General features: G+C 68.0%; 22 protein-coding genes. 3 read left to right on the top strand and 19 right to left on the bottom strand.

Features of this window, described 5'->3' with window-relative positions:
* Window positions 1-29 precede the first annotated feature (29 nt).
* A complete protein-coding gene (locus tag AC07ZS_RS18695; RefSeq protein ID WP_494800028.1) occupies window positions 30-1,010 on the top strand; it encodes a Bug family tripartite tricarboxylate transporter substrate binding protein in 981 nt (326 codons plus the stop codon).
* Window positions 1,011-1,076: 66 nt separating this feature from the next.
* On the opposite strand, the gene AC07ZS_RS18690 is transcribed toward AC07ZS_RS18695, so the two are convergent.
* From AC07ZS_RS18690 to AC07ZS_RS18640, 11 genes are all read right to left on the bottom strand, one after another.
* A complete protein-coding gene (locus tag AC07ZS_RS18690; protein ID WP_494800027.1) occupies window positions 1,077-2,111 on the bottom strand; it encodes a DctP family TRAP transporter solute-binding subunit in 1,035 nt (344 codons plus the stop codon).
* 30 nt (window positions 2,112-2,141) lie between these two features.
* The gene (locus tag AC07ZS_RS18685; RefSeq protein WP_494800026.1) at window positions 2,142-3,440 is read right to left on the bottom strand and encodes a TRAP transporter large permease; all 1,299 of its coding nucleotides are present in this window, start codon (window positions 3,438-3,440) and stop codon (window positions 2,142-2,144) included.
* Window positions 3,437-3,985: a TRAP transporter small permease gene (locus AC07ZS_RS18680; protein WP_494800025.1), complete on the bottom strand. Its 549-nt coding sequence runs from the start codon at window positions 3,983-3,985 to the stop codon at window positions 3,437-3,439. Before AC07ZS_RS18680 ends, AC07ZS_RS18685 begins: the two co-directional genes overlap by 4 nt.
* 152 nt (window positions 3,986-4,137) lie before the next feature.
* The gene (locus AC07ZS_RS18675; protein WP_494800024.1) at window positions 4,138-5,616 is read right to left on the bottom strand and encodes a DegQ family serine endoprotease; all 1,479 of its coding nucleotides are present in this window, start codon (window positions 5,614-5,616) and stop codon (window positions 4,138-4,140) included.
* Window positions 5,617-5,672: 56 nt separating this feature from the next.
* Window positions 5,673-7,010: a sensor histidine kinase gene (locus AC07ZS_RS18670; protein ID WP_494800023.1), complete on the bottom strand. Its 1,338-nt coding sequence runs from the start codon at window positions 7,008-7,010 to the stop codon at window positions 5,673-5,675.
* Entirely contained in the window at window positions 7,007-7,666 is a 660-nt protein-coding gene (locus AC07ZS_RS18665; RefSeq protein ID WP_494800022.1) for a response regulator transcription factor, read from the bottom strand. The genes AC07ZS_RS18670 and AC07ZS_RS18665 overlap by 4 nt, the downstream gene beginning before the upstream one ends.
* Window positions 7,667-7,755: 89 nt before the next feature.
* Window positions 7,756-8,352: an SCO family protein gene (locus AC07ZS_RS18660; protein ID WP_494800021.1), complete on the bottom strand. Its 597-nt coding sequence runs from the start codon at window positions 8,350-8,352 to the stop codon at window positions 7,756-7,758.
* A gap of 10 nt (window positions 8,353-8,362) precedes the next feature.
* On the bottom strand, window positions 8,363-9,268 hold the full coding sequence (cyoE, locus tag AC07ZS_RS18655; protein WP_494800020.1) for a heme o synthase: 906 nt from the start codon (window positions 9,266-9,268) through the stop codon (window positions 8,363-8,365).
* Window positions 9,265-10,428 (bottom strand): COX15/CtaA family protein, encoded by a 1,164-nt coding sequence (locus AC07ZS_RS18650; protein WP_494800019.1) that lies wholly within the window; start codon window positions 10,426-10,428, stop codon window positions 9,265-9,267. Before AC07ZS_RS18650 ends, cyoE begins: the two co-directional genes overlap by 4 nt.
* A 1-nt stretch (window position 10,429) precedes the next feature.
* Window positions 10,430-11,110: an SCO family protein gene (locus tag AC07ZS_RS18645; protein WP_494800018.1), complete on the bottom strand. Its 681-nt coding sequence runs from the start codon at window positions 11,108-11,110 to the stop codon at window positions 10,430-10,432.
* Window positions 11,091-11,831 carry an SURF1 family protein gene (locus AC07ZS_RS18640; RefSeq protein ID WP_494800017.1) on the bottom strand — a complete coding sequence of 247 codons (741 nt, stop codon included), beginning with the start codon at window positions 11,829-11,831 and terminating at the stop codon, window positions 11,091-11,093. Before AC07ZS_RS18640 ends, AC07ZS_RS18645 begins: the two co-directional genes overlap by 20 nt.
* 39 nt (window positions 11,832-11,870) lie before the next feature.
* Here AC07ZS_RS18640 and AC07ZS_RS18635 point away from each other — a divergent pair, with 39 nt between their 5' ends.
* Window positions 11,871-12,104: a twin transmembrane helix small protein gene (locus AC07ZS_RS18635; RefSeq protein ID WP_382154927.1), complete on the top strand. Its 234-nt coding sequence runs from the start codon at window positions 11,871-11,873 to the stop codon at window positions 12,102-12,104.
* 88 nt (window positions 12,105-12,192) lie between these two features.
* Here the strand turns inward: AC07ZS_RS18635 and AC07ZS_RS18630 are convergent, their stop codons facing one another.
* The 8 genes from AC07ZS_RS18630 to AC07ZS_RS18595 all read right to left on the bottom strand — a co-directional run bounded on the left by AC07ZS_RS18630 (window position 12,193) and on the right by AC07ZS_RS18595 (window position 18,598).
* Window positions 12,193-13,074: a cytochrome c oxidase subunit 3 gene (locus AC07ZS_RS18630; protein WP_494800016.1), complete on the bottom strand. Its 882-nt coding sequence runs from the start codon at window positions 13,072-13,074 to the stop codon at window positions 12,193-12,195.
* A 70-nt stretch (window positions 13,075-13,144) separates the two neighbouring features.
* The gene (locus AC07ZS_RS18625) at window positions 13,145-13,357 is read right to left on the bottom strand and encodes a DUF2970 domain-containing protein (protein ID WP_494800015.1); all 213 of its coding nucleotides are present in this window, start codon (window positions 13,355-13,357) and stop codon (window positions 13,145-13,147) included.
* Window positions 13,354-13,965: a cytochrome c oxidase assembly protein gene (locus AC07ZS_RS18620; protein WP_366834034.1), complete on the bottom strand. Its 612-nt coding sequence runs from the start codon at window positions 13,963-13,965 to the stop codon at window positions 13,354-13,356. Before AC07ZS_RS18620 ends, AC07ZS_RS18625 begins: the two co-directional genes overlap by 4 nt.
* Window positions 13,966-13,967: 2 nt before the next feature.
* The gene (locus AC07ZS_RS18615; RefSeq protein ID WP_366834041.1) at window positions 13,968-14,078 is read right to left on the bottom strand and encodes a cytochrome oxidase small assembly protein; all 111 of its coding nucleotides are present in this window, start codon (window positions 14,076-14,078) and stop codon (window positions 13,968-13,970) included.
* 28 nt (window positions 14,079-14,106) lie between these two features.
* Window positions 14,107-15,729 (bottom strand): cytochrome c oxidase subunit I, encoded by a 1,623-nt coding sequence (gene ctaD, locus AC07ZS_RS18610; RefSeq protein WP_494800014.1) that lies wholly within the window; start codon window positions 15,727-15,729, stop codon window positions 14,107-14,109.
* A gap of 40 nt (window positions 15,730-15,769) precedes the next feature.
* Window positions 15,770-16,945: a cytochrome c oxidase subunit II gene (gene coxB, locus AC07ZS_RS18605; RefSeq protein WP_494800038.1), complete on the bottom strand. Its 1,176-nt coding sequence runs from the start codon at window positions 16,943-16,945 to the stop codon at window positions 15,770-15,772.
* Between the two features lie 115 nt (window positions 16,946-17,060).
* Complete coding sequence (locus AC07ZS_RS18600) at window positions 17,061-17,492, bottom strand: DUF2244 domain-containing protein (protein ID WP_494800013.1); 432 nt, start codon at window positions 17,490-17,492, stop codon at window positions 17,061-17,063.
* Window positions 17,493-17,728: 236 nt separating this feature from the next.
* On the bottom strand, window positions 17,729-18,598 hold the full coding sequence (locus AC07ZS_RS18595) for a methyltransferase domain-containing protein (RefSeq protein ID WP_494800012.1): 870 nt from the start codon (window positions 18,596-18,598) through the stop codon (window positions 17,729-17,731).
* Between the two features lie 89 nt (window positions 18,599-18,687).
* Between AC07ZS_RS18595 and AC07ZS_RS18590 the strand changes: the two genes are divergently transcribed.
* Entirely contained in the window at window positions 18,688-19,413 is a 726-nt protein-coding gene (locus AC07ZS_RS18590) for a ComF family protein (protein ID WP_494800011.1), read from the top strand.
* The last annotated feature ends 9 nt before the right edge of the window (window positions 19,414-19,422 follow it).

Below are 19,422 nucleotides of genomic sequence, written 5' to 3'. Positions count from 1 at the left end.
GCCTTCCTGAAAAAACCGGAGACAACGCCATGCTGAACCGCCGCCAACTGATCACCCGCTCCGCCCTGGCCTCGGCCAGCCTCGCCCTGCCCGGCTTTGCCACGGCACAGGCCGCCAACACCACGCGCATCGTGGTGCCGTTTGCGGCGGGCGGCCCGATCGACGTGACGGCGCGCATCCTGGCCGAAGCGGTCAAGGGCTCGTTGGGCACGGTGATCGTGGAGAACCGGCCCGGTGCCGGCGGCAACATCGGCGTGAGCGCGGTGGCCAAGGCGCCGGCCGACGGCCTCACGCTGGGCATCGCCACCACGGCCTCGCACGGCATCAACCCCTGGCTGTTCAAGCAACTGCCCTACGACCCGGCCAAGGACTTCGCCGCCATCGCGCAGATGCTGCGCGTGCCCAACGTGCTGGTGATGAACGCCGACACCGCCACGCGCCTGAAGATCAACACCGTCGCCGATCTCATCGCCTACGGCAAGGCCAACCCGGGCAAGCTCAACTACGGCTCCGGCGGCAACGGCAGCGCCGGCCACCTCGCGGGCGAGCTGCTGAAGAACCAGGCCGGGTTCTTCGCCGTGCACATTCCCTACAACGGCGGCAACCCGGCGCAGCTGGGCCTGCTGTCGGGCCAGGTCGACTTCAACATCGACAACCTCGCCACCGCCGCGGCCAACATCCGCTCGGGCAAGCTCAAGGCCCTGGCCGTGACCACCGCGCAGCGCAGCAGCGTGATGCCAGACGTGCCCACCGTGGCCGCCACCCTGCCCGGCTTCGAGATCGACACCTGGTGGGGCCTGATCGCCCCGGCCGGCACGCCGGCCGAGACGGTGCGCAAGCTCAACACCGCCTTCAACGCCGCACTGAATTCGGCCGACGTGAAGACGCGCTTCGCCCAGCTGCTGGCCGAGCCCGCGCCCAGCACACCCGAGCAGTTCGACGACTTCATGAAGCGCGAACGCTCGAAGTACGAGCGCATGGTGAAGATCTCGGGCGCGACCGTGGACTGACCTCCATCACGTTCACAACAAAAAGCCCCGCCGAAGCGGGGCTTTTTCGTTGGACGCGCGACGCCCTTACTTGCGAGCGGCGACAGCCTTCTCGGCCTTGGTGACCAGGTCGGCACCGATCTGGTTCTTCCACTTGTCGTACACCGGGCGCGTCACCTTGACGAACTCGGCGCGCTGCTCCGGCGTCAGCTCGGTCACGGTCACGCCCATGTCGCTGAGCTGCTTGATCAGCGGCTTGCCCGGCTCGACCAGGCCCTTGCGCGCCAGCGCCTTGCCTTCCTTGCCGGCGTCGATCGCGGCCTGCTTGACGATGGCGCGGTCGGCCTCGGTCCAGCTGGCCCAGATGTCCTTGTTCACCACGAAGATCAGCGGGTCGGCCACGTAGCCCCACAGCGTGAGGTGCTTCTGCTCCACGGTGGGCAGCTTGGCGGCGAGGAACACCGACAGCGGGTTCTCCTGGCCGTCCACGGCGCGGCTGGCCATGGCGGGCTGGGCGTCGGCCCAGCTCATCTGCGTGGGGTTGGCGCCCAGCGCGGTGAAGGTGTCGAGGAACAGCGGCGAACCCACGACGCGGATCTTCAGGCCCTTGAGGTCGGCCGGCGTCTTGATGGCGTGCTTGGAGTTGGAGATCTCGCGGTAGCCGTTCTCGCCCCAGGCCAGCGGCACGGCGCCCGCGCGCTCGATGTCCTTGAACAGCTGCGTGCCCACCTCACCGGTGGTGAGCGCGTCGATGGCCGCGAAGTCGGGCATCAGGAAGGGCATGGAGAACAGGTTGAGCTGGCGCACCTGGGGCGACCAGTTGATGGTCGAGCCCACGGCGAGGTCGATCACGCCCTGGCGCAGGCCGCTGAACTCGCGCGTCTGGTCGCCCTGCAGCAGCGACACGCCGGGGTACAACTTGATGTTGATGCGGCCCTGCGTGCGCTCGCGCACGAGGTTGGACCAGATCTCACCGCTCTTGCCCCAGGGGAAGGCCGTGCCCAGCACCAGCGACATGCGGTACTCGGCCTTGTAGGCGCTGGTGCTCTGGGCAAAGCCCTGGGTGGTCACGGCCAGCGCGGCGGCGGCCAGGGCGGTGGTCAGGAAAGTGCGCAGTTTCATGAGGTTTGTCTCCTTGGTTGAAATGAAGAATCAGTAGCCCAGGCGGGCGGGCAGCCACAGCGCGAGCTGCGGGAAAGCGATCACCAGCACCATGACGAGGAACATGGCCAGCAGCATGGGCCCGACCCAGCGGATGGTGGACTCCATGCGCACCCCGGCGATGCGGCAGGAGACCATGAGGTTCACGGCCAGCGGCGGCGTGAACTGGCCCAGCGCGACCTTGAGCGTGAGGATCACGCCGAACCACACCGGGTCCCAGTTGTAGTGCTGCATGATGGGCATGAGCAGCGGCACGAAGATCAGGAAGATCGAGATGCCGTCGAGGAACATGCCCACGGTGATGAGCAGCAGGATCAGCAGCGAGAGCACGCCGTACTCGCCCAGGCCGGAGTTCACGATGGCGTTGGCCACCGGGTCGATCACGCCCAGCGTGGACAGCGAGAACGCGAAGATGCCCGCCAGCGAGACCACCAGCAGGATGATGCCGGAGAGCTCACCCGCTTCGCGCAGGATGGGGAACAGGTCGCGCACGGCGATCGTGCGGTGGATCACCATGCCCACGAACAGGCCGTAGAACACCGCCACCACGGCCGCCTCGGTCGGCGTGAACCAGCCCGCGCGCATGCCGCCCAGGATCAGCACTGGCGCGGCCAGGCCCCACAGGGCCTCGCGCAGGCTCTTCCAGAACGGCGGGCGGGGCATGGCGGCTTCGAGCGCGCCCATCTTGTGTTTGCGGGCCAGCCAGACCGCCGGCACGATCAGCGCGATGCCGGCCAGCACGCCGGGCACCATGCCGGCGGCGAACAGCGCGGGCACCGAGGCGCCGGGCACCAGCACCGAGTAGATGATGAAGGCCACCGAGGGCGGGATCAGGATGTCGGTGGCCGCGGCCGCGCCGACCACGCTGGCCGAGAACGAGCCCGGGTAGCCCGCGCGCGCCATGGCCGCGATCATCACGCCGCCGACCGCCGCCGCATTGGCCGGGCCCGAGCCCGAGATGCCGCCGAGGAACATGGCCACCACGATGGCCACCAGCGGCAGCATGCCCGGGCCGCGCCCGACGATGGCCACCGCGAAATTCACCAGCCGCAGCGCCACGCCCGAGCGGTCGAAGATGGAGCCGACCAGCACGAACATGGGAATGGCCAGCAGCGGGTACTTGCCCAGGCCGGCGTAGAAGTTCTGCGGCACCGCCAGCAGGCCGAACCACTGGGTGTTGAAGTCGGCCATCGCGATGGCGGCCGCACCGGCCAGGCCCAGGGCGGCGGCAATGGGCACGCCCGCGAACATGGCGCCGAGAAACAGCAGGAAGAGCAGCGCCGCGATCATGGCTGTTCTCCGGCGCGGCGCAGGCGGTTGAAGCGGCCCAGTGCGCGCAACGCAATCGCGAGCGACAGAATCGGCAGCCACATCGAGTACCACCATTGCGGCACACCCAGACCGGGCGAGACTTCCTCGTAGATGTAGTGGTCCCAGACCATGCGCACGCTCAGGCCCGCCATCAGCAGGAACAGCAGCACCATGGCCATCGCGCCCCACAGCGCCAGCAGGTGGCGGCGGCGCGGCGAGCCGGCGTCGGCGAAGAACTCGATGCGGATGTGGCGGTGCCGCGCCACCGCGGCCGAGCTCGCCACCAGGGTGAGCACGATCATGAGGAAGATCGAGAACTCTTCGGTCCAGGCGAAGGACTGGTCGGTGAAGTAGCGCGCGATCACGTTGCCGAACGTGATCAGGGCCAGCAGCGCCATCGAGATGACGGTCAGCCAGTCCTCGATGCGCAGCGGCACCCGGGTGTTTTCGTCGTCCGGGTTGTCGGGCGTGGCCGCGTCGGCGTCGGTGCGCGCGTCGCGTGAGGGGTCGGTAGGTGCGGACATGGGATGTGGGAGCGGCAGGCCGGCGGCCCGGCGGCCACGGCGAAAGAGCCAGGGATCATAGACGTTTTCCCCTTTTGCCCCCTGTCCTGCGGGTGCCACATCCCCATGAAAAACGGCACCCGAAGGTGCCGTTGCTATCAAAAATGAAACGCTCAGCCCAGCGGAACGGGCACGAAGATCTGGCTGCCGTCGCGCTGGATCAGCAGCGCCAGCGACTTCGTGGACTTGCCCAGCATCGCGCGCACCTGCTCCACGCTCTGCACCTTGGCACCGTTGACCGCGAGCAGCACGTCGCCGGGCTGCACGCCAGCCAGCGCCGCCGGGCCCTGGGCGTCCTCGACCACCAGCCCGCTGTCCACCCCCGCTTCGCGCCGCTCCTGCGGCGCCAGCGGGCGCAGCGCCAGGCCCAGGCGGCCCTGGTCGGCGGCCTTTTCATCGCCGGCCGTCTTCACGGCCTTGGCGGCGGCGTCACCGAGTTGCGCTGTCAAGCTCACCGGCTTGCCCTGGCGCCACACGTCCAGCTTCACCTTCTCGCCGGGCAGGGCCTGGCCGATCAGCGCCGGCAGGTCGCCCGAGCCCACGATGGGCTGGCCGTCCATCTGGCGGATCACGTCGCCCACCTGCAGACCGGCCTTGGCGGCCGGGCTGCCCGGCTCCACGCTGGACACCAGTGCGCCTTCAGGCTTGTCGAGCTGGAAGGACTCGGCCAGGGTCTGGTTCACCTCCTGCACCGAAACCCCCAGGCGCGCGTGGCTGGCCTTGCCGTGCGCCACGATCTGGTCCTTGACCTTGAGCGCGGTCTCCATCGGGATCGCGAACGACAGGCCCTGGTAACCGCCGGTGTGGCTGTAGATCTGCGAGTTGATGCCCACCACCTCGCCGCGCGCATTGAACAGCGGGCCGCCCGAGTTGCCCGGGTTCACCGCCACGTCGGTCTGGATGAAGGGCACGAAGCTGTCGTCGGGCAGCGAGCGGCCCTTGGCGCTGACCACGCCGGCGGTCACGCTGTTCTCGAAGCCGAACGGCGCGCCGATGGCCAGCACCCACTCGCCCACTTTCAGGTCCTTGGTGTTGCCCAGGGGCACCACCGGCAGGTCCTTGGCATCGATGCGCAGCACGGCCACGTCGGTCTTGGGGTCCGAGCCCAACACCTTGGCCACGAACTCGCGGCGGTCGGTGAGCTTGACGGTGACGCGCTGCGCGTTGCGCACCACGTGGGCGTTGGTCAGCACCAGGCCGTCGGCGCTGATGATGAAGCCCGAACCCTGGCCGCGCGAGGGCGCTTCCTGCGCGCCGCCCTGGCCCGGGCCCTGGAAACGCTTGAAGAATTCGAAGAAGGGGTCGTTGGGATCGATGCCGGGCGGCAGGCGGTTCTGCGCCTGCTGGCCGTCTTCCGGCCCGGCCTTGCCGACCACGCTGATGTTGACCACGGCCGCGCCATGGCGCTGCGCGATCTGCGAGAAGTCGGGCACGGCGGCCGCCGTCACCATGGGGGCGGCCTGTTGGGTCGCCACGGGGGTCGCCGCCGTGGCGTGGGAACCGGAGACCAGGCCCACGCTGGCGCCGCCGACGATGCCCGCCGCCGCCAGGGACAGCACCAGGCGCGTCGCGGTGAGAGACAAGGTTTTCATGAGAGCTCCTTCAGCAAGGACAGGTTGAACATGTCCTTGAATATGGGCCCCCAGAGTTAGACGGTTCTTAAAGGCAGCCGCACCGCGATGCGCAGGCCGCCCAGGCGGGGCGAGCGGTCCAGCGCCAGCGCCGCGCCGTGCAGCTGCGCGATGGCGTTGGCGATCGCCAGTCCCAGGCCGCTGCCGGTCGCCGTCGAGCCCGGCACGCGGTAGAAGCGGTCGAGCACGCGCGCCCGGTCGGCCTCGGGAATGCCGGGGCCGCTGTCTTCCACCGACAGCACCAGCTGGTCCTTGTCGCGCCGCACCGCCACGTCCACCGTGCCGCCTTCGGGCGTGTATTTCAGGGCGTTGTCCACCAGGTTGCCCAGCAGGATGCGCAAGGGCTCGGCGTGACCGTTCACCTGCCCGGCGTCGGCGTCGCCCAGACCGAGATCGATGCGGCGCGAAGCCGCCAGCGGCACCGCGTCGGCCACCGCCTGGGCCGCAAGGTCGGCCAGCGACACCGGCTGCGCTGGCTCGCCGCTGGAGGGCTGCGCCTGCTGCCGCGCGAGCACCAGCAGCTGCTCCACCAGGCGCGTGGCGCGGTCGATGCCGGCCAGCAGGCGCTCCGTCGCGAGCTGGCGCGTGGCATCGTCGGGCGCGCGCTGCAGACCCTGCACCTGCAGGCGCAGCGCGGCCAGTGGCGAGCGCAGTTCGTGCGCGGCCTCGGCCACGAAATTCTTCTGCGCGTCGAAGGCCTGGCGCACGCGGCCAAACAGCAGGTTGAGTTCGTGCACCAGTGGGCGGATCTCGTCGGGCAAACCGGCCTCGCTCACCTCGGCCAGTTCGTCGGCCTCGCGCGCGGCCACCTGGCGCCGCACCCGGGCCACCGGCGCGAGCGACGCGCTCACCACGGCCCAGGCCACCAGCATCAGCAGCGGCGCCATCCAGGCGATCGGCAGCACGGTGCGCCAGGCCAGCGCGCGCGCCATGGTCTGGCGCGGCCGCAGGTCCTGCGCCACCTGGATCACCTGCGTGCGCGACTGCATGGAGTACACGCGGTAGGGCTTGCCATCGACCTCGATGTTGGAGAAGCCCAGCACCGCACGCTGCGGCAGGGCCGCGGCGGTGCCGGACTGGAACACGCGCAGGCCTTCCTGCGTCCAGACCTGCACGAAGAAATCGAAGGCCTCAGCGGGCAGGGGTGGCTCGTCGCCGGCCACTGGCGGCCCAGGCGGCAGCACGCCCGCGCGCAGGGCCTGCGCCATCTGCTCCATGTGGTAGTCGAAGATGCCGTCGGCTTCGGCGCGCGCCTGCCGGTACACCACCGCCACCTGCAGGCCTGCCGCGAGCACGATGGCCAGCAGCAGCAGGCCAATCAGGCGCGCGCGCAGCGAATGGGTCGGCAGGTTCATGCCTTGGGCACCATGTAGCCCACGCCGCGCACGTTCTGGATCAGGCCGGCGCCGAGCTTCTTGCGCACGCCGTGGATATAGACCTCGACCGCGTTGCTGCTCACGTCGTCCTTCCAGCCGTAGAGCTTTTCCTCCAGCTGCGCGCGAGAGAGCACGCGGCCCGGGCGCGCGATCAGCGGTTCGAGCACGGCCCACTCGCGCGCCGAAAGCACCACCGGCTCGCCCTGCGCCGTCACCTCGCGCGTGGCGGTGTTGATGCTCACGCCCAGGTGCTCGTAGACCGGCTCCGCCCGGCCCGAGGCGCGGCGCAGCAGGGCACGGATGCGCGCGAGCAGCTCGTCGAGGTCGTAGGGTTTGAGGATGTAGTCGTCGGCACCGGCATCCAGCCCCTGCACGCGCTGCTGCACCGAGTCGCGCGCGGTGGCAATGAGGACCGGCACGCGGTTCTTGCGCGCCCGCAGTTCGCGCAGCACCTCCAGGCCGTCGCGCCGCGGCAGGCCCAGGTCGAGCAGGATGAGGTCGTAGTTCTCGGCCTGCGCTGCGGTGGCGGCCATCTCGCCGTCGCGCACCCAGTCGACCGCGTAGTGCTCGGCCCGCAGCAGGTCCAGCACCGCCTCACCGATCATGGTGTCGTCTTCGACCAGCAACAGCCTCATGGCAATGCACTCTCCAGGTCCGTGGGTTGTCGAACACACCCCGGCGGGGCGCCCCGCACCGATGGTGCAGGACGGCGCTTAGGCCGGGCTTAGGCGCCCGCGAGCAATTTCTTCAGGTCACCGGCCAGTGCGGGCGCACCGCTGCCATAGCGGTTGTACAGGCGGATGCGGCCTTGCGGGTCGTACACGTAGCTGCCCGCCGAGTGGTCCATGGTGTAGCTCGTGGGCGTGGGGCCCTCGACCTTCTTGTAGTAGATCTTGTAGCTCTTGGCCAGCGCGGGCAACTCGCCGGGCGCGGCGTAGAGGGCCAGGAAGCTGGGGTCGAAGCTGGCCACGTACTGCTTCATGACCTCGGGCGTGTCGCGCTCCGGGTCCACGCTGACAAACAGGCCCTGCAGGCGCTCGCCGTCGGCACCCAGCAGGCGCTTGGCCTCGGCCAGCTCGGTCATGGAGGTGGGGCAGACGTCGGGGCATTGGGTGAAACCGAAGAAGATCACGACCGCCTTGCCCTTGAAGTCGGCCAGGGTGCGCGGCTGGCCGTTGTGGTCGGTGAGCGAGAAGCCGGTGGCGTAGTCGGCACCGGTGATGTCGATGCCGGTGAACGCGGCCGGGGCGTCGGCCTTGTCGGTGCAGGCGCTCAGGGCCGCGGTGCCCAGGCTCAGGGCGAGAAGTTGTCGACGGTTCATGGCTCGGGACTCAGACATAGTGGTCGACCAGCAACGCGGCGAACAGCACCGCGAGGTGGATCAGGGAGAAACGGAAGGTCTTGCGCGCGAGCGCATCGGAGTAGTTGCGCCAGAGCGCGAAGGCATAGCCGCAGAAACCGATGCTCAACACCACCGCAACCACCAGGTAGAGCCAGCCGCTCATGCGCATCACGAAGGGCATCAGGCAGGCGGCGAACAGCACGAAGGTGTAGAGCAGGATCTGCAGCCGCGTGAACTCGGAGCCGTGCGTGACCGGCAGCATGGGCAGGCCGGACTTGCGGTAGTCCTCCACGCGGTACAGGGCCAGCGCCCAGAAGTGCGGCGGCGTCCAGAGGAAGATGATGAGGAACAGGATCAGCGCTTCGGGCGACACCACGCCCGTCATCGCGGCCCAGCCCAGCACCGGCGGCATGGCGCCCGAGGCACCGCCGATCACGATGTTCTGCGGCGTGAGCGGTTTCAGGATCACCGTGTACACCACCGCATAGCCCACGAAGGTGGCGAAGGTGAGCCACATGGTCAGCGGGTTGACCCAGAGGTACAGCACGGCCGAACCGGCGGCGCAGAGCACCGCCGAGAAGGTCAGCGTCTTGCCGTTGGTGAGCTGTCCCTTGGCGGTGGGGCGCCACGCGGTGCGCTTCATCTTCGCGTCGATGTGCTGTTCGACGACGCAGTTGAAGGCCGCGGCGGCACCGGCCACCAGCCAGATGCCGAAGCAGGCGACGGCCGCGAGCTGCACCTGCGCCCAGGTGGGCGCGCCGGGCACGGCCAGCACCATGCCGATGAGGGCGCAGAAGACGATGAGCTGGATCACGCGCGGCTTGGTCAGCGCGTGGTACTGGCGCCAGACCGAGGGCAGCGCAGCGGCAACAGGAGGGGTGGGCGCGGTGCTCATCGGATCGGGGAAGACAGGTGCAGGGAAGTGGCGGACGGTGCGGCATCGCGCTGGTCGGCGCGGCGGGTGGCGCAGAGCGCGCCGGTGAGAACGATGACCAGCGCGGCCGCGCCGCCGGTGTGGCCCACGGCGGCCAGCAGCGGCCAGTCGAGCACCACGTTGGTCAGGCCGCTGGCGAATTGCCAGGCCGCCAGCAGGAGCAGTGCGCGCGCGGCGGCCCGCATGCCGGCCACCGACCACAGGCGCCAGCCCAGCCAGATCATGGCGGCCAGCACGACGTAGGCCATGAGGCGGTGCACATAGTGGATGGCGGTCAGCGCCGGGAAGGTGATGAGGTCGCCGGTGTGGTTCTGGCCCAGCTCGCGCCAGAGCGTGAAGCCCTCGCGGAAGTTCATCGCCGGCCACCAGCTGCCCTGGCAGGTGGGGAACTCGCCGCACACCAGCACAGCGTAGTTGGTGCTGACCCAGCCGCCGAGCGCGATCTGCAGCCACAGCAGCAGCAGCACCGCACCCAACGCCCAGCGCAGGCGACCGGGCAGCGCCACCCGCCCGGCATGCCCGGGTTCGGCCAGGGCATAGCCCACCGACTGCGCGCGCAGCAGCGCCAGCAGGCCGAGGCCGCCCAGCAGGTGCAGCGTGACGATGGCGGGGAAGAGCTTCATGGTCACGGTCAGCGCGCCGAACGCGCCCTGCAGGCAGACCCATACCAGGGTCACCAGCGGCCAGACGTAGGACACGCTCAGGCGCTTGCGCTCGACCCAGCTCACCATGGAAAGCACGAGGATCAGCACGCCCACGGCGGTGGCGAGGTAGCGGTGGATCATCTCGATCCAGGCCTTGGAGAAGGTGACCGGACCGTGCGGCATGGCTTCCTGCGCGGCGGCGATCGAGCTGCTCGCGCCCACCGGGCTCACGCTGCCGTAGCAGCCCGGCCAGTCGGGGCAGCCCAGGCCGGAGTCGGTGAGGCGCGTGAAGGCACCGAACAGCACCAGATCGAAGGTGAGGAACAGGGTGATGAGCGTGAGCACCCGCAGGCGGTGCGCGGGCGGCGCGTGGCGGTTGCGCAGCCACACCCAGGCCAGCGGCCCGAGCGCGATCACCACGCCCAGAAACATCAGGCGCGCCACCGGGGCGAGGTCGTACAGGGGTTGGGTGTCCATGTCAGTTCGCGGAGCGGCCTTCCTTGTCCCAGGACGAGGAGGCGCGCAGCAGGCGGTCCAGGTCGCGCTTGGCCTGCTTGGGGTCGAGCTTGGCGGGGAAACGCATCATCCAGTGGCCCAGCGGATCGACCACGTAGAGGTGGTCTTCGATCTTCTGGCCGGGCGCGGGCTGCAGCCAGCCGGCGACGGCCTGCGCGTCCACCTGCAGCACCACGGCGGCGGCGGTGGCTTTCTGCAGCGGCTCGGACAGCGCGGCATCGCCGGTGCGCAGCCAGACCCAGTCGAGCCGGTCTTTCTCGCGGCCCAGGGTTTCGCGCAGCTGGCGCTGCAGGTAGAGGTGCTCCACGCAGGCTTCGTTGCAGGCGCTGTCGGCCACGCTCACGAGCAGCCACTGGTCCTTCAGGCTGGCCAGCGGCACGGCCCGGCCCTGCGCGTCGGTGCCGGTCCAGGCCGGCAGCGCGGGTTGCGGGTCAATCAGTTCGCCGTAGTTCTGTCGGCCGTCGGGGCGCACCACGTAGTACATGAAATACGACGCGATGACCGGCGCAGCGCACACCAGCATCAGGCCCAGCATCTTCCAGCGGCCCTTGCGCGTGCTGGCCGCCGCGTCCGCGCTGGCCTGGTCCAGTTGCGGCAGGCTGTGCACGGTCAGGGTCAGGGGTTCATCGGGCGTCTGTGCCATGGGATCTGCGCTTTCGGCGGGGAGAGAGGATTTGGAACCAGAGATAGAGACAGCCCGCGAGGGCACAGAGGGCGAACCACTGGAAGGCGTAGCCGTGGTGCTTCTGCACGTCGATCGCGACGCGCGGCCACTCGCGCAACAGGCCATCGGCGGCGGCATCGGTCTGCAGGACGGACACGCCCAGCAGGGGCAGGCCGGTCTCCTGCGCGAACGCGGCAAGGTCGATATTTTGCCGGATCGTCCCGGTGCCCGTCTCGCCCAGCTCGTATAGCTTGCCCGGCGGGGGGGCCAATCGGCCTTCCAGCCGCACCGGGCCCGCTGGCGTGGGGACATCGGGCACGCGGTTGCGGTCGTTGAAGTCGCGCGGCACCCAACCGCGCTGCACCAGCACCACGCGCTCGCTGCCTTCCAGCCGCAGCGGGGTGACCACGAAGAAGCCCACCCGGGTGTTCATCTGGCGGTTGTCGAGGAAGACGGTGCGGCCGGGCACCCAGGTGCCGCTCAGGCGCACCGGCCGGTGCACGCCGGCCGTGGCATCGGCCGCGCCCAGGAGTTGCGGGGTGTCCCACGCGGACAGCCCGCCGCGCTCGTTGATCTGCGCCTCCAGGGCCAGCTTCTGCGCGGCGCGATCGAGCTGCCACAGACCCAGCGAGGCGGTCGCCGCCATGGTGAGCGCGGTCGCCGCGGTGACGACCCAGAAGCGCCAGGTGGAACCTTGCATGGTCAGGCCGCCCCGACCCGGGCGCGGATAATGGCGCCCATGAAGTACCTGGTCATCGTGGCGTTCATTGCCATCCTCGGAAGTCTCGCCGCCGCGCTCGTGTACATGATGCGGGGCGGCAGCAACACCGAAGAAGACGGCACACCGCGCAAGAACCACATGGCGCGGGCGCTGGCGTTTCGGGTCGGTTTTTCCATCCTGCTCTTCATCGTGGTGCTCATCAGCTACCGGATGGGCTGGATCCAGCCCACCGGTCTGCCCCTGCGCGGCTAGAACAGCCGGGCCCTGTCAGCAAAAAAGCGCCGGAAGGCGCTTTTTTGTGGCGGGTGTCCGGGGAAGGTGGATGCACCACCATGACCGTTTACATCCAGTAGACGAGGATGTACAGGCCCAGCCACACCACGTCCACGAAGTGCCAGTACCAGGCCGCGCCCTCGAAGCCGAAATGGCGCTCGGCGGTGAAGTGGCCCTTCTGCAGGCGCAGGGTGATGAACAGCAGCATCAGCATGCCCACGAACACGTGGAAGCCGTGGAAGCCGGTGAGCATGAAGAAGGTGGAGCCGAACACGCCCGAGGAGAGCTTGAGGTTCAGGTCGGCGTAGGCGTGCGCGTATTCGTAGCCCTGCACGAACAGGAAGACGATGCCCAGCAGCACGGTCATCCACATGAAGGCGATGGTCTTGCCACGGTTGCCGACTTGCAGTGCATGGTGGGCGATGGTCAGGGTCACGCCCGAGGTGAGCAGCAGCGCGGTGTTGATGGTGGGCAGCCAGAACGGGCCCATGGTCTGGAAGGGCTCGACGATGCCGGCCGGCGAGGCGGTGGCACCTGCCTGCAGGCTGGGCCAGACGGCGGAGAAATCAGGCCAGATCAGCGCGTTCTCAATGTTGCCCAGCGCCGGCACGGAGTGCGTGCGCGTCCACCACAGGGCGGTGAAGAAGGCGCCGAAGAACATCACTTCCGAGAAGATGAACCAGCTCATGCTCCAGCGGAAAGACAGGTCGATCTTGTGACCGTACAGGCCGCCTTCGCTTTCACGCACCGAGTCGCGGAACCACTGGAACAGCACGACCAGCCAGAACGCCAGACCGAACGCCAGCGAGTACGCGCCCCAGCCGTGGCCGTTGACCCACTGCCCGGCACCCAGGATGACGAAGAAAAGACCGATGGCGGCCATCACCGGATGGCGCGAGGGACCTGGGACGAAGTAGTAGGGCGTCGTGCCGTGGGTTGCTGCTGACATGCTCACTCCTGTTGTGCTTTCGCTTGTATCTAATGTCAAAAAATCAAAAATCGTCTCGGGGCGCCGTGTCTCAGCCGACGACCCAGTTCACCACCACGATCAGCACCGCCACGAACAGGATCGCCATGCCCACGCCCACCGCCATCAGGTGCAGCGGATTGAGCTTGGCGATGTCCTTCTGGTAGTCCGCGTTGCGGCGCACGCCGAGAAAGCCCCAGGCCACGGCCTTGACCGTGTCGATGAAGGAGCCCTTGCGTTGATGAAGAGGTGTGGGTGTGGTCATACGTCCCCCGTGGGTTTGAGCGTGGCCGGGCTTTGGGCCTGCGGCGCGTCATCGGTGGGTGCGGCCGGCACCTTGCCGCCCACCTCGAAGAAGGTGTACGACAGGGTGATGGTGGACACGTCCTTGGACAGCCGGGGATCGATGACGAAAGCCACCGGCCATTCCTTTTTCTCGCCCGCCTGCAGGGTGTACTGCGTGAAGCAGAAGCACTCGAGCTTGTTGAAGTGCGCGGCCGCCTGTTTGGGGGCGTAGCTGGGCACCGCCTGAGCCGCCATCGTGCGGTTCTGGATGTTCTGGAACTCGTACATCACCGTGGTGAGCTCGCCCGGATGCACCTGCAACGAACGCACGGCCGGCTTGAAGTGCCACGGCCCGCGCGCGTTCGTGTCGAACTCGACGGTGATGGTGCGGGTGCGGTCCACCTGGGTGTTCGCCGGCAGGCTGGCGGCGCCCGGCACACGCAGTTCCGAGACCGCCAGCACGTTGATGCCCAGGGCTTCGCAGATGTGGCGGTAGATCGGCACCAGCGCGTAGCCGAAGGCGAACATGCCCAGCGCGATCACGCAGAGCTTGCCCACCATCTTGAGGTTTTCGCGCTGGACGGCCATGGTCAGAAACCCAGCAGGAAGCGCTTGCCCACGAAGCCCAGGAAGAACACCACGGCCACGGACGCGAGGATCAGGCCCAGGCGGCGGTTGTTCTTCTTCTGTTCAGGTGTCATGGCGTTGGCAGACATGGTGCAAAGGAGATCAGCCGATCACCTTGGTGGCGGTGGCATCGAGCTTGGGCGGGTTCTCGAAGGTGTGGAACGGTGCCGGCGACGGCACTTCCCACTCCAGACCCACGGCGCCTTCCCAGGGGTTCTGCGGGGCCTTCTCGCCCTTGCCGCGCATGGCGGGCACCACCACGGCCAGGAAGAAGTACACCTGCGCCAGACCGAAACCGAACGCGCCCACCGAAGCGATGGCGTTGAAGTCGGCGAACTGCATGGGGTAGTCGGCGTAGCGACGCGGCATGCCGGCCAGACCCAGGAAGTGCATCGGGAAGAAGGTGATGTTGAACGAGATCATCGACCACCAGAAGTGGATCTTGCCGCGCGTTTCGCTGTACATCACGCCGGTCCACTTGGGCAGCCAGTAGTAGATGCCCGAGAACATGGCGAACAGCGAGCCGGCCACCAGCACGTAGTGGAAGTGGGCCACCACGTAGTAGGTGTCCTGCATCTGGATGTCGATCGGCGCGACCGACAGGATCAGGCCGGTGAAGCCGCCGATGGTGAACACGAAGATGAAGCCGACGGCCCACAGCATGGGGGTCTCGAAGGTCATCGAGCCCTTCCACATGGTGGCGATCCAGTTGAAGATCTTCACGCCCGTGGGCACGGCGATCAGCATGGTCGAGTACATGAAGAACAGCTGGCCCGTCACCGGCATGCCGGTGGTGAACATGTGGTGGGCCCACACGACGAAGGACAGGATGGCGATGGAGCCGGTGGCGTACACCATGGAGGCGTAGCCGAACAGCTTCTTGCGCGCGAAGGCGGGCACGACCTGGCTCACGATGCCGAAGGCCGGCAGGATCATGATGTAGACCTCGGGGTGGCCGAAGAACCAGAAGATGTGCTGGTACATCACCGGGTCACCGCCGCCGGCGGGGTTGAAGAAGCTGGTGCCGAAGTGGCGGTCGGTCAGCGTCATGGTGATGGCGCCGGCCAGCACGGGCATCACGGCGATCAGCAGGTAGGCGGTGATGAGCCAGGTCCAGCAGAACATGGGCATCTTCATCAGCGTCATGCCGGGCGCGCGCATGTTCAGGATGGTCACGATGATGTTGATCGAGCCCATGATCGAGGAAGCGCCCAGGATGTGCATCGCGAAGATGCCGGCGTCCATCGAGGGACCCATCTGCAGCGTCAGCGGCGCGTAGAGCGTCCAGCCGGCGGCGGGTGCGCCGCCGGGCATGAAGAACGAGGCCACAAGCATGATGGCCGCGGGGATCATCAGCCAGAAGCTGAAGTTGTTCATCCGCGCGAAGGCCATGTCGGAAGCACCGATCTGCAGCGGGATCATCCAGTTCGCGAAGCCCACGAAGGCCGGCATGATGGCGCCGAACACCATGATCAGGCCGTGCATGGTGGTGAGCTGGTTGAACAGCTCGGGGTTCACCAGTTGCAGGCCCGGCTGGAACAGCTCGGCGCGGATCAGCAGGGCCAGCACGCCACCCACCATGAGCATGGTGAAGGCGAACAGCAGGTACAGCGTGCCGATGTCCTTGTGGTTGGTGGCGTAGACCCAGCGGCGCCAGCCCGTGGGGGCGTGGTGGTCGTGGTCGTCGTGGCCGTGTGCGTCGTGGTGGTCAAGAACTGCACTCATGGTCGATTCCTTTGAGACTCAATATTTTTCTGTCAACAGATCACTTGCGGGCGGCCAGCACTTCGGCCGGCTGCACGATCTGTTCGGTCTTGTTCGACCAGTTGTTCTTGGCGAAGGTCATGACCGCAGCCAGCTCGGTGTCGGACAACTGCTTCCAGGACGGCATGGCGCCGCCGGCTGCGCCATGCAGCACCACATTGATCATCTTGCCGTGGTCGGTGTCGGTCACGATCGCGGAGCCGTCGAGCGGCTTGATCGGGCCGGCGCCCTTGCCGTTGGCCTGGTGGCAGGCGGCGCAGTTGGCGGCGTAGACGGACTCGCCGCGCTTGACCAGGTCGGTCAGCGTCCAGACCTTGCTCGGGTCGTCGGCGGCAGCGGCCATGGCCTTCTGCTTCTCGGTCACCCAGGCGGTGTATTCCTCGGCCGACACCACCTTCACGTGGATCGGCATGTAGGCGTGTTCCTTGCCGCAGAGCTCGGCGCACTGGCCGTAGAAGTCACCGGTCTTCTCGGCACGGAACCAGGTGTCGCGCACGAAACCGGGGATGGCATCCTGCTTGACGCCGAAGGCCGGCACCATCCAGGCGTGGATCACGTCGTTGGCGGTCGTGATGATGCGGATCTTCTTGTTCACGGGCACCACGAGCGGGTTGTCCACCTTGAGCAGGTAGTCGTCGGTGGCTTCGGGCTTGCCGCTGTTGGACATCACGCGCTGGTTGTTGTCCAGCGTGGAGAGGAAACCGATGCCCTCGCCTTCGCCCTTGATGTAGTCGTAGCCCCACTTCCACTGCATGCCCGTGGCCTTGATGGTCAGGTCGCTGTTGGTGGTGTCCTTCTGGGCCACCAGCACCTTGGTGGCGGGCAGCGCCATGCCGATGACGATGAGCAGCGGGACGATGGTCCAGCCCAGCTCCACCCAGATCGGCTCGGGCAGGTCCTGGGCCTTGTGCCCGGCTGCCTTGCGGTGCTTCAGGATGGAATAGAACATCACCCCGAAAACGATGACAAAGATGACGGCGCAAAGCACCATCATGAACCAGTGCAGCCAGTGCTGCTCTTCGGCGATGCGGGTCACCGGAGGATGGAAGTTCAGCTGGTTGACCGCCGGGCCGCCGGCGAGGTCCTTGACCGCCTGAGCAGCGACCGTCGTCCAGGCGCCTGCGCCCAGGGCCAGCGTGGTGGCCACGGCGCGGATCGCGGCCCACCGGTTTCGCAGGGAATGCACCTTTTTATTTGTCGTACTCACTTTAAGCGCCTCAAATATAAGTATTGATTTATATCAATGCCGATTAGAACAAATTTTCCGGGCACACCTACCCAAAACCCCACCATCACGCGCCACGCAAGGCCTGGCGTATCTCCTGCGCCAGCACCGGTCGCAGTTCGGGGCGCACGAAGCGCCCCACCCTCACCGACTGGCCACCGCCGCAGAGTTCGATCATCTGACCGTCCTCTTCGTGCGGTGCCACCCGCACCCACTCACGGGCGAACTCGCACCGCTTCGTCCGCCCCGCCATCTCCTGCTCCACCACCAGCCTGCCCTCGAGCAGACGGATGCGTTCGCTGTCGGCGGCGTGGCGCGCATAGGCCAGAAAGGCCACAGCCACCGCGATCAACTCCAGCACCGCGAATGGCAGCACCAGCGTTGCACCTTGCGACCAGAAGAATCCGGCCACACCCAACGACACGACACACATGGAGGCATAGAGCCATCCCAGTTGTGCGGGCGTGACCGAACAATTGCGTTTCAGCGACCACTCCATGCCTTGATCAGACTGGGTTGCGAAACGATGAGCGTTGCAGGTAAGGTTCATCACCCACCACCGGTTCAAGCCGCGCGCGGCCCGAAGGCGCGCGCTGACGCAGGGAAAATCCCCTTGAAACTTGGATAGCCGCCAATTGTAGCGGCGAGAAGGGTGCCATCCGGCTGCAAAGCCGCCACACCCGACTCGGACAATGCGGCTTCGCCACCCCAAAGAACGCCGGACGCCCGCCTTCGTCAGCCGCGGCGGCCCCGCAGCATGGCGCGCATGTCCTCCATCGGCACCGTGGTGGCGGGCCCCATGGGCACACGCGGGACGGGTTTGAAGGCATGGCCATAAATGATCTCGAAGGTCAGCAGCAGCCGGCCGTCCTCCGCGCGCGGCAAACCGGCCTCGATCGCCTCGCAGAGCCGGGCGCGCCAGGCCCTGGACCGACAGGCGGCGAACCGGTCCGCGTGCAGGTTGCGCCCCAGGCCGCGCAGTTCGGCCAGCAAAGGCGCCGCACCGCTGTACGACAAGGTGATGCGCTCCATGTCCATCACCGGCTCGGCAAAGCCGCTGTGCACCAGCATGTCGCCCCAGTCGTGCATGTCGGTGAAGGCGTGGGCGGGCTCGGGCCAGCCTTGCGCCGCGTACACCGCGCGCAGTTCGCGCAGGCTGTCTGGCCCCAGGCAGGAGAACATCAGGAAGCCGTTGGTCTCGATGTGCGTGTTCCAGCGCTTGAGCAGCGTCTGCGGTCGCGGCTCGGCGTGCAGGGCCATGTTGGCCCAGAGCATGCCCACCCGGGTGTCCGCGTTCGCCGCCTGGGGGCCTCGCGCGCGCCCCCAATTCAGAGGATTCCAGCCCGGTCCCCCGCCCTCGCGGGTGGCCTGCAAGGCCTCGGTCAGGCGCTGCGCGGCCACGTGACAGGCCGCGTCGGGCAACTGCGCCCGGAGGGTCTGGTGGGCCTGCAGCCCGCCGCCCACGGGTTCCCAATGCATCCAGCTGGCGGGTGGCTCGCGAAACCATTTCAGGCGTTCGGCCATGCGCGAGGCCACTTCTTCGTGCAGCCACGGGCTGCCCGTCACGGCCCGTTGCTGCCAGCGCAGCGCGGCAACCGGGTCCATGCCGGGCACGGGGGATTCTGGGGAGGTGGAGGTGTTCAAACGCGGTGCCGGCAGGCAGGACAAGGAAGCCGCGCCAGTATATTGGCCCCATGCTCACCCCATGGCGCGCGCTCTGGAATTCCCTGCCCGGCACCTGCCAGGTCTGCGACGCCTGGCCGTCCAGCGCCGTGTGCGAGGCCTGCGCGGCGCGCTTCCAGGACGAAGGCCCCCGTTGCGCCGGCTGCGCCCAGCGCGTGCCGCTGGCGGTGTCGATGTGCGGCGCCTGCCTCACCCGGCCGGCGCCGGCCGCACTGCATGCCTGCGCGGCGGCGGTGGACTACGCCTACCCATGGGACGGGCTGATCGCCCGCTTCAAGTTCCGCCAGGAGCCCGGCTGGGCCGGGCCCTTCGCCCGCCGCATGCTGCAGACGCCACAAGCCGATGCCCTGCTCTCGTCGTGCGACCTCGTCGCCCCCGTGCCACTGACCCCGGCGCGCCTGGCCGAGCGCGGCTACAACCAGGCCTGGGAGCTCGTGAAAGCCCTGCGGCGCGCCAACGCACCGACCCACCAGGCGCCCGCCCTGGCCGACGCACTGGTCCGCCTGGCCGAAACACCCGACCAGCACAGCCTGCCCCGCGAACAGCGCCTGCGCAACCTGCAGGGCGTATTCGCCGCCCACCCCCTGCACGTCGCCCGGCTGACGGGTCTGCACGTGCTGCTGGTGGACGACGTGACCACCACCGGTGCCACGCTGCAGGCGGCGGCGCAGGCCCTGCTGCAGGCCGGTGCGGCCCGGGTGAGTGCGCTGGTGTTCGCGCGCACGCCGGCGCGGTAAGCTCGCCCG

Source organism: Hydrogenophaga sp. GW456-12-10-14-TSB4, assembly GCF_059424305.1.
The sequence above is the reverse complement of the archived record's forward strand: the minus strand, read 5'-3'. Positions and strand labels throughout refer to the sequence as shown.

Excerpts from the sequence above, each read along its gene's own strand:
- AC07ZS_RS18695 (WP_494800028.1), top strand. The coding sequence starts at position 30 with ATGCTGAACCGCCGCCAACTGATCACCCGCTCCGCCCTGGCCTCGGCC.
- AC07ZS_RS18690 (WP_494800027.1), bottom strand. The coding sequence starts at position 2,111 with ATGAAACTGCGCACTTTCCTGACCACCGCCCTGGCCGCCGCCGCGCTG.
- AC07ZS_RS18685 (WP_494800026.1), bottom strand. The coding sequence starts at position 3,440 with ATGATCGCGGCGCTGCTCTTCCTGCTGTTTCTCGGCGCCATGTTCGCG.
- AC07ZS_RS18680 (WP_494800025.1), bottom strand. The coding sequence starts at position 3,985 with ATGTCCGCACCTACCGACCCCTCACGCGACGCGCGCACCGACGCCGAC.
- AC07ZS_RS18675 (WP_494800024.1), bottom strand. The coding sequence starts at position 5,616 with ATGAAAACCTTGTCTCTCACCGCGACGCGCCTGGTGCTGTCCCTGGCG.
- AC07ZS_RS18670 (WP_494800023.1), bottom strand. The coding sequence starts at position 7,010 with ATGAACCTGCCGACCCATTCGCTGCGCGCGCGCCTGATTGGCCTGCTG.
- AC07ZS_RS18665 (WP_494800022.1), bottom strand. The coding sequence starts at position 7,666 with ATGAGGCTGTTGCTGGTCGAAGACGACACCATGATCGGTGAGGCGGTG.
- AC07ZS_RS18660 (WP_494800021.1), bottom strand. The coding sequence starts at position 8,352 with ATGAACCGTCGACAACTTCTCGCCCTGAGCCTGGGCACCGCGGCCCTG.
- cyoE (WP_494800020.1), bottom strand. The coding sequence starts at position 9,268 with ATGAGCACCGCGCCCACCCCTCCTGTTGCCGCTGCGCTGCCCTCGGTC.
- AC07ZS_RS18650 (WP_494800019.1), bottom strand. The coding sequence starts at position 10,428 with ATGGACACCCAACCCCTGTACGACCTCGCCCCGGTGGCGCGCCTGATG.
- AC07ZS_RS18645 (WP_494800018.1), bottom strand. The coding sequence starts at position 11,110 with ATGGCACAGACGCCCGATGAACCCCTGACCCTGACCGTGCACAGCCTG.
- AC07ZS_RS18640 (WP_494800017.1), bottom strand. The coding sequence starts at position 11,831 with ATGCAAGGTTCCACCTGGCGCTTCTGGGTCGTCACCGCGGCGACCGCG.
- AC07ZS_RS18635 (WP_382154927.1), top strand. The coding sequence starts at position 11,871 with ATGAAGTACCTGGTCATCGTGGCGTTCATTGCCATCCTCGGAAGTCTC.
- AC07ZS_RS18630 (WP_494800016.1), bottom strand. The coding sequence starts at position 13,074 with ATGTCAGCAGCAACCCACGGCACGACGCCCTACTACTTCGTCCCAGGT.
- AC07ZS_RS18625 (WP_494800015.1), bottom strand. The coding sequence starts at position 13,357 with ATGACCACACCCACACCTCTTCATCAACGCAAGGGCTCCTTCATCGAC.
- AC07ZS_RS18620 (WP_366834034.1), bottom strand. The coding sequence starts at position 13,965 with ATGGCCGTCCAGCGCGAAAACCTCAAGATGGTGGGCAAGCTCTGCGTG.
- AC07ZS_RS18615 (WP_366834041.1), bottom strand. The coding sequence starts at position 14,078 with ATGACACCTGAACAGAAGAAGAACAACCGCCGCCTGGGCCTGATCCTC.
- ctaD (WP_494800014.1), bottom strand. The coding sequence starts at position 15,729 with ATGAGTGCAGTTCTTGACCACCACGACGCACACGGCCACGACGACCAC.
- AC07ZS_RS18600 (WP_494800013.1), bottom strand. The coding sequence starts at position 17,492 with ATGGAGTGGTCGCTGAAACGCAATTGTTCGGTCACGCCCGCACAACTG.
- AC07ZS_RS18595 (WP_494800012.1), bottom strand. The coding sequence starts at position 18,598 with ATGGACCCGGTTGCCGCGCTGCGCTGGCAGCAACGGGCCGTGACGGGC.
- AC07ZS_RS18590 (WP_494800011.1), top strand. The coding sequence starts at position 18,688 with ATGCTCACCCCATGGCGCGCGCTCTGGAATTCCCTGCCCGGCACCTGC.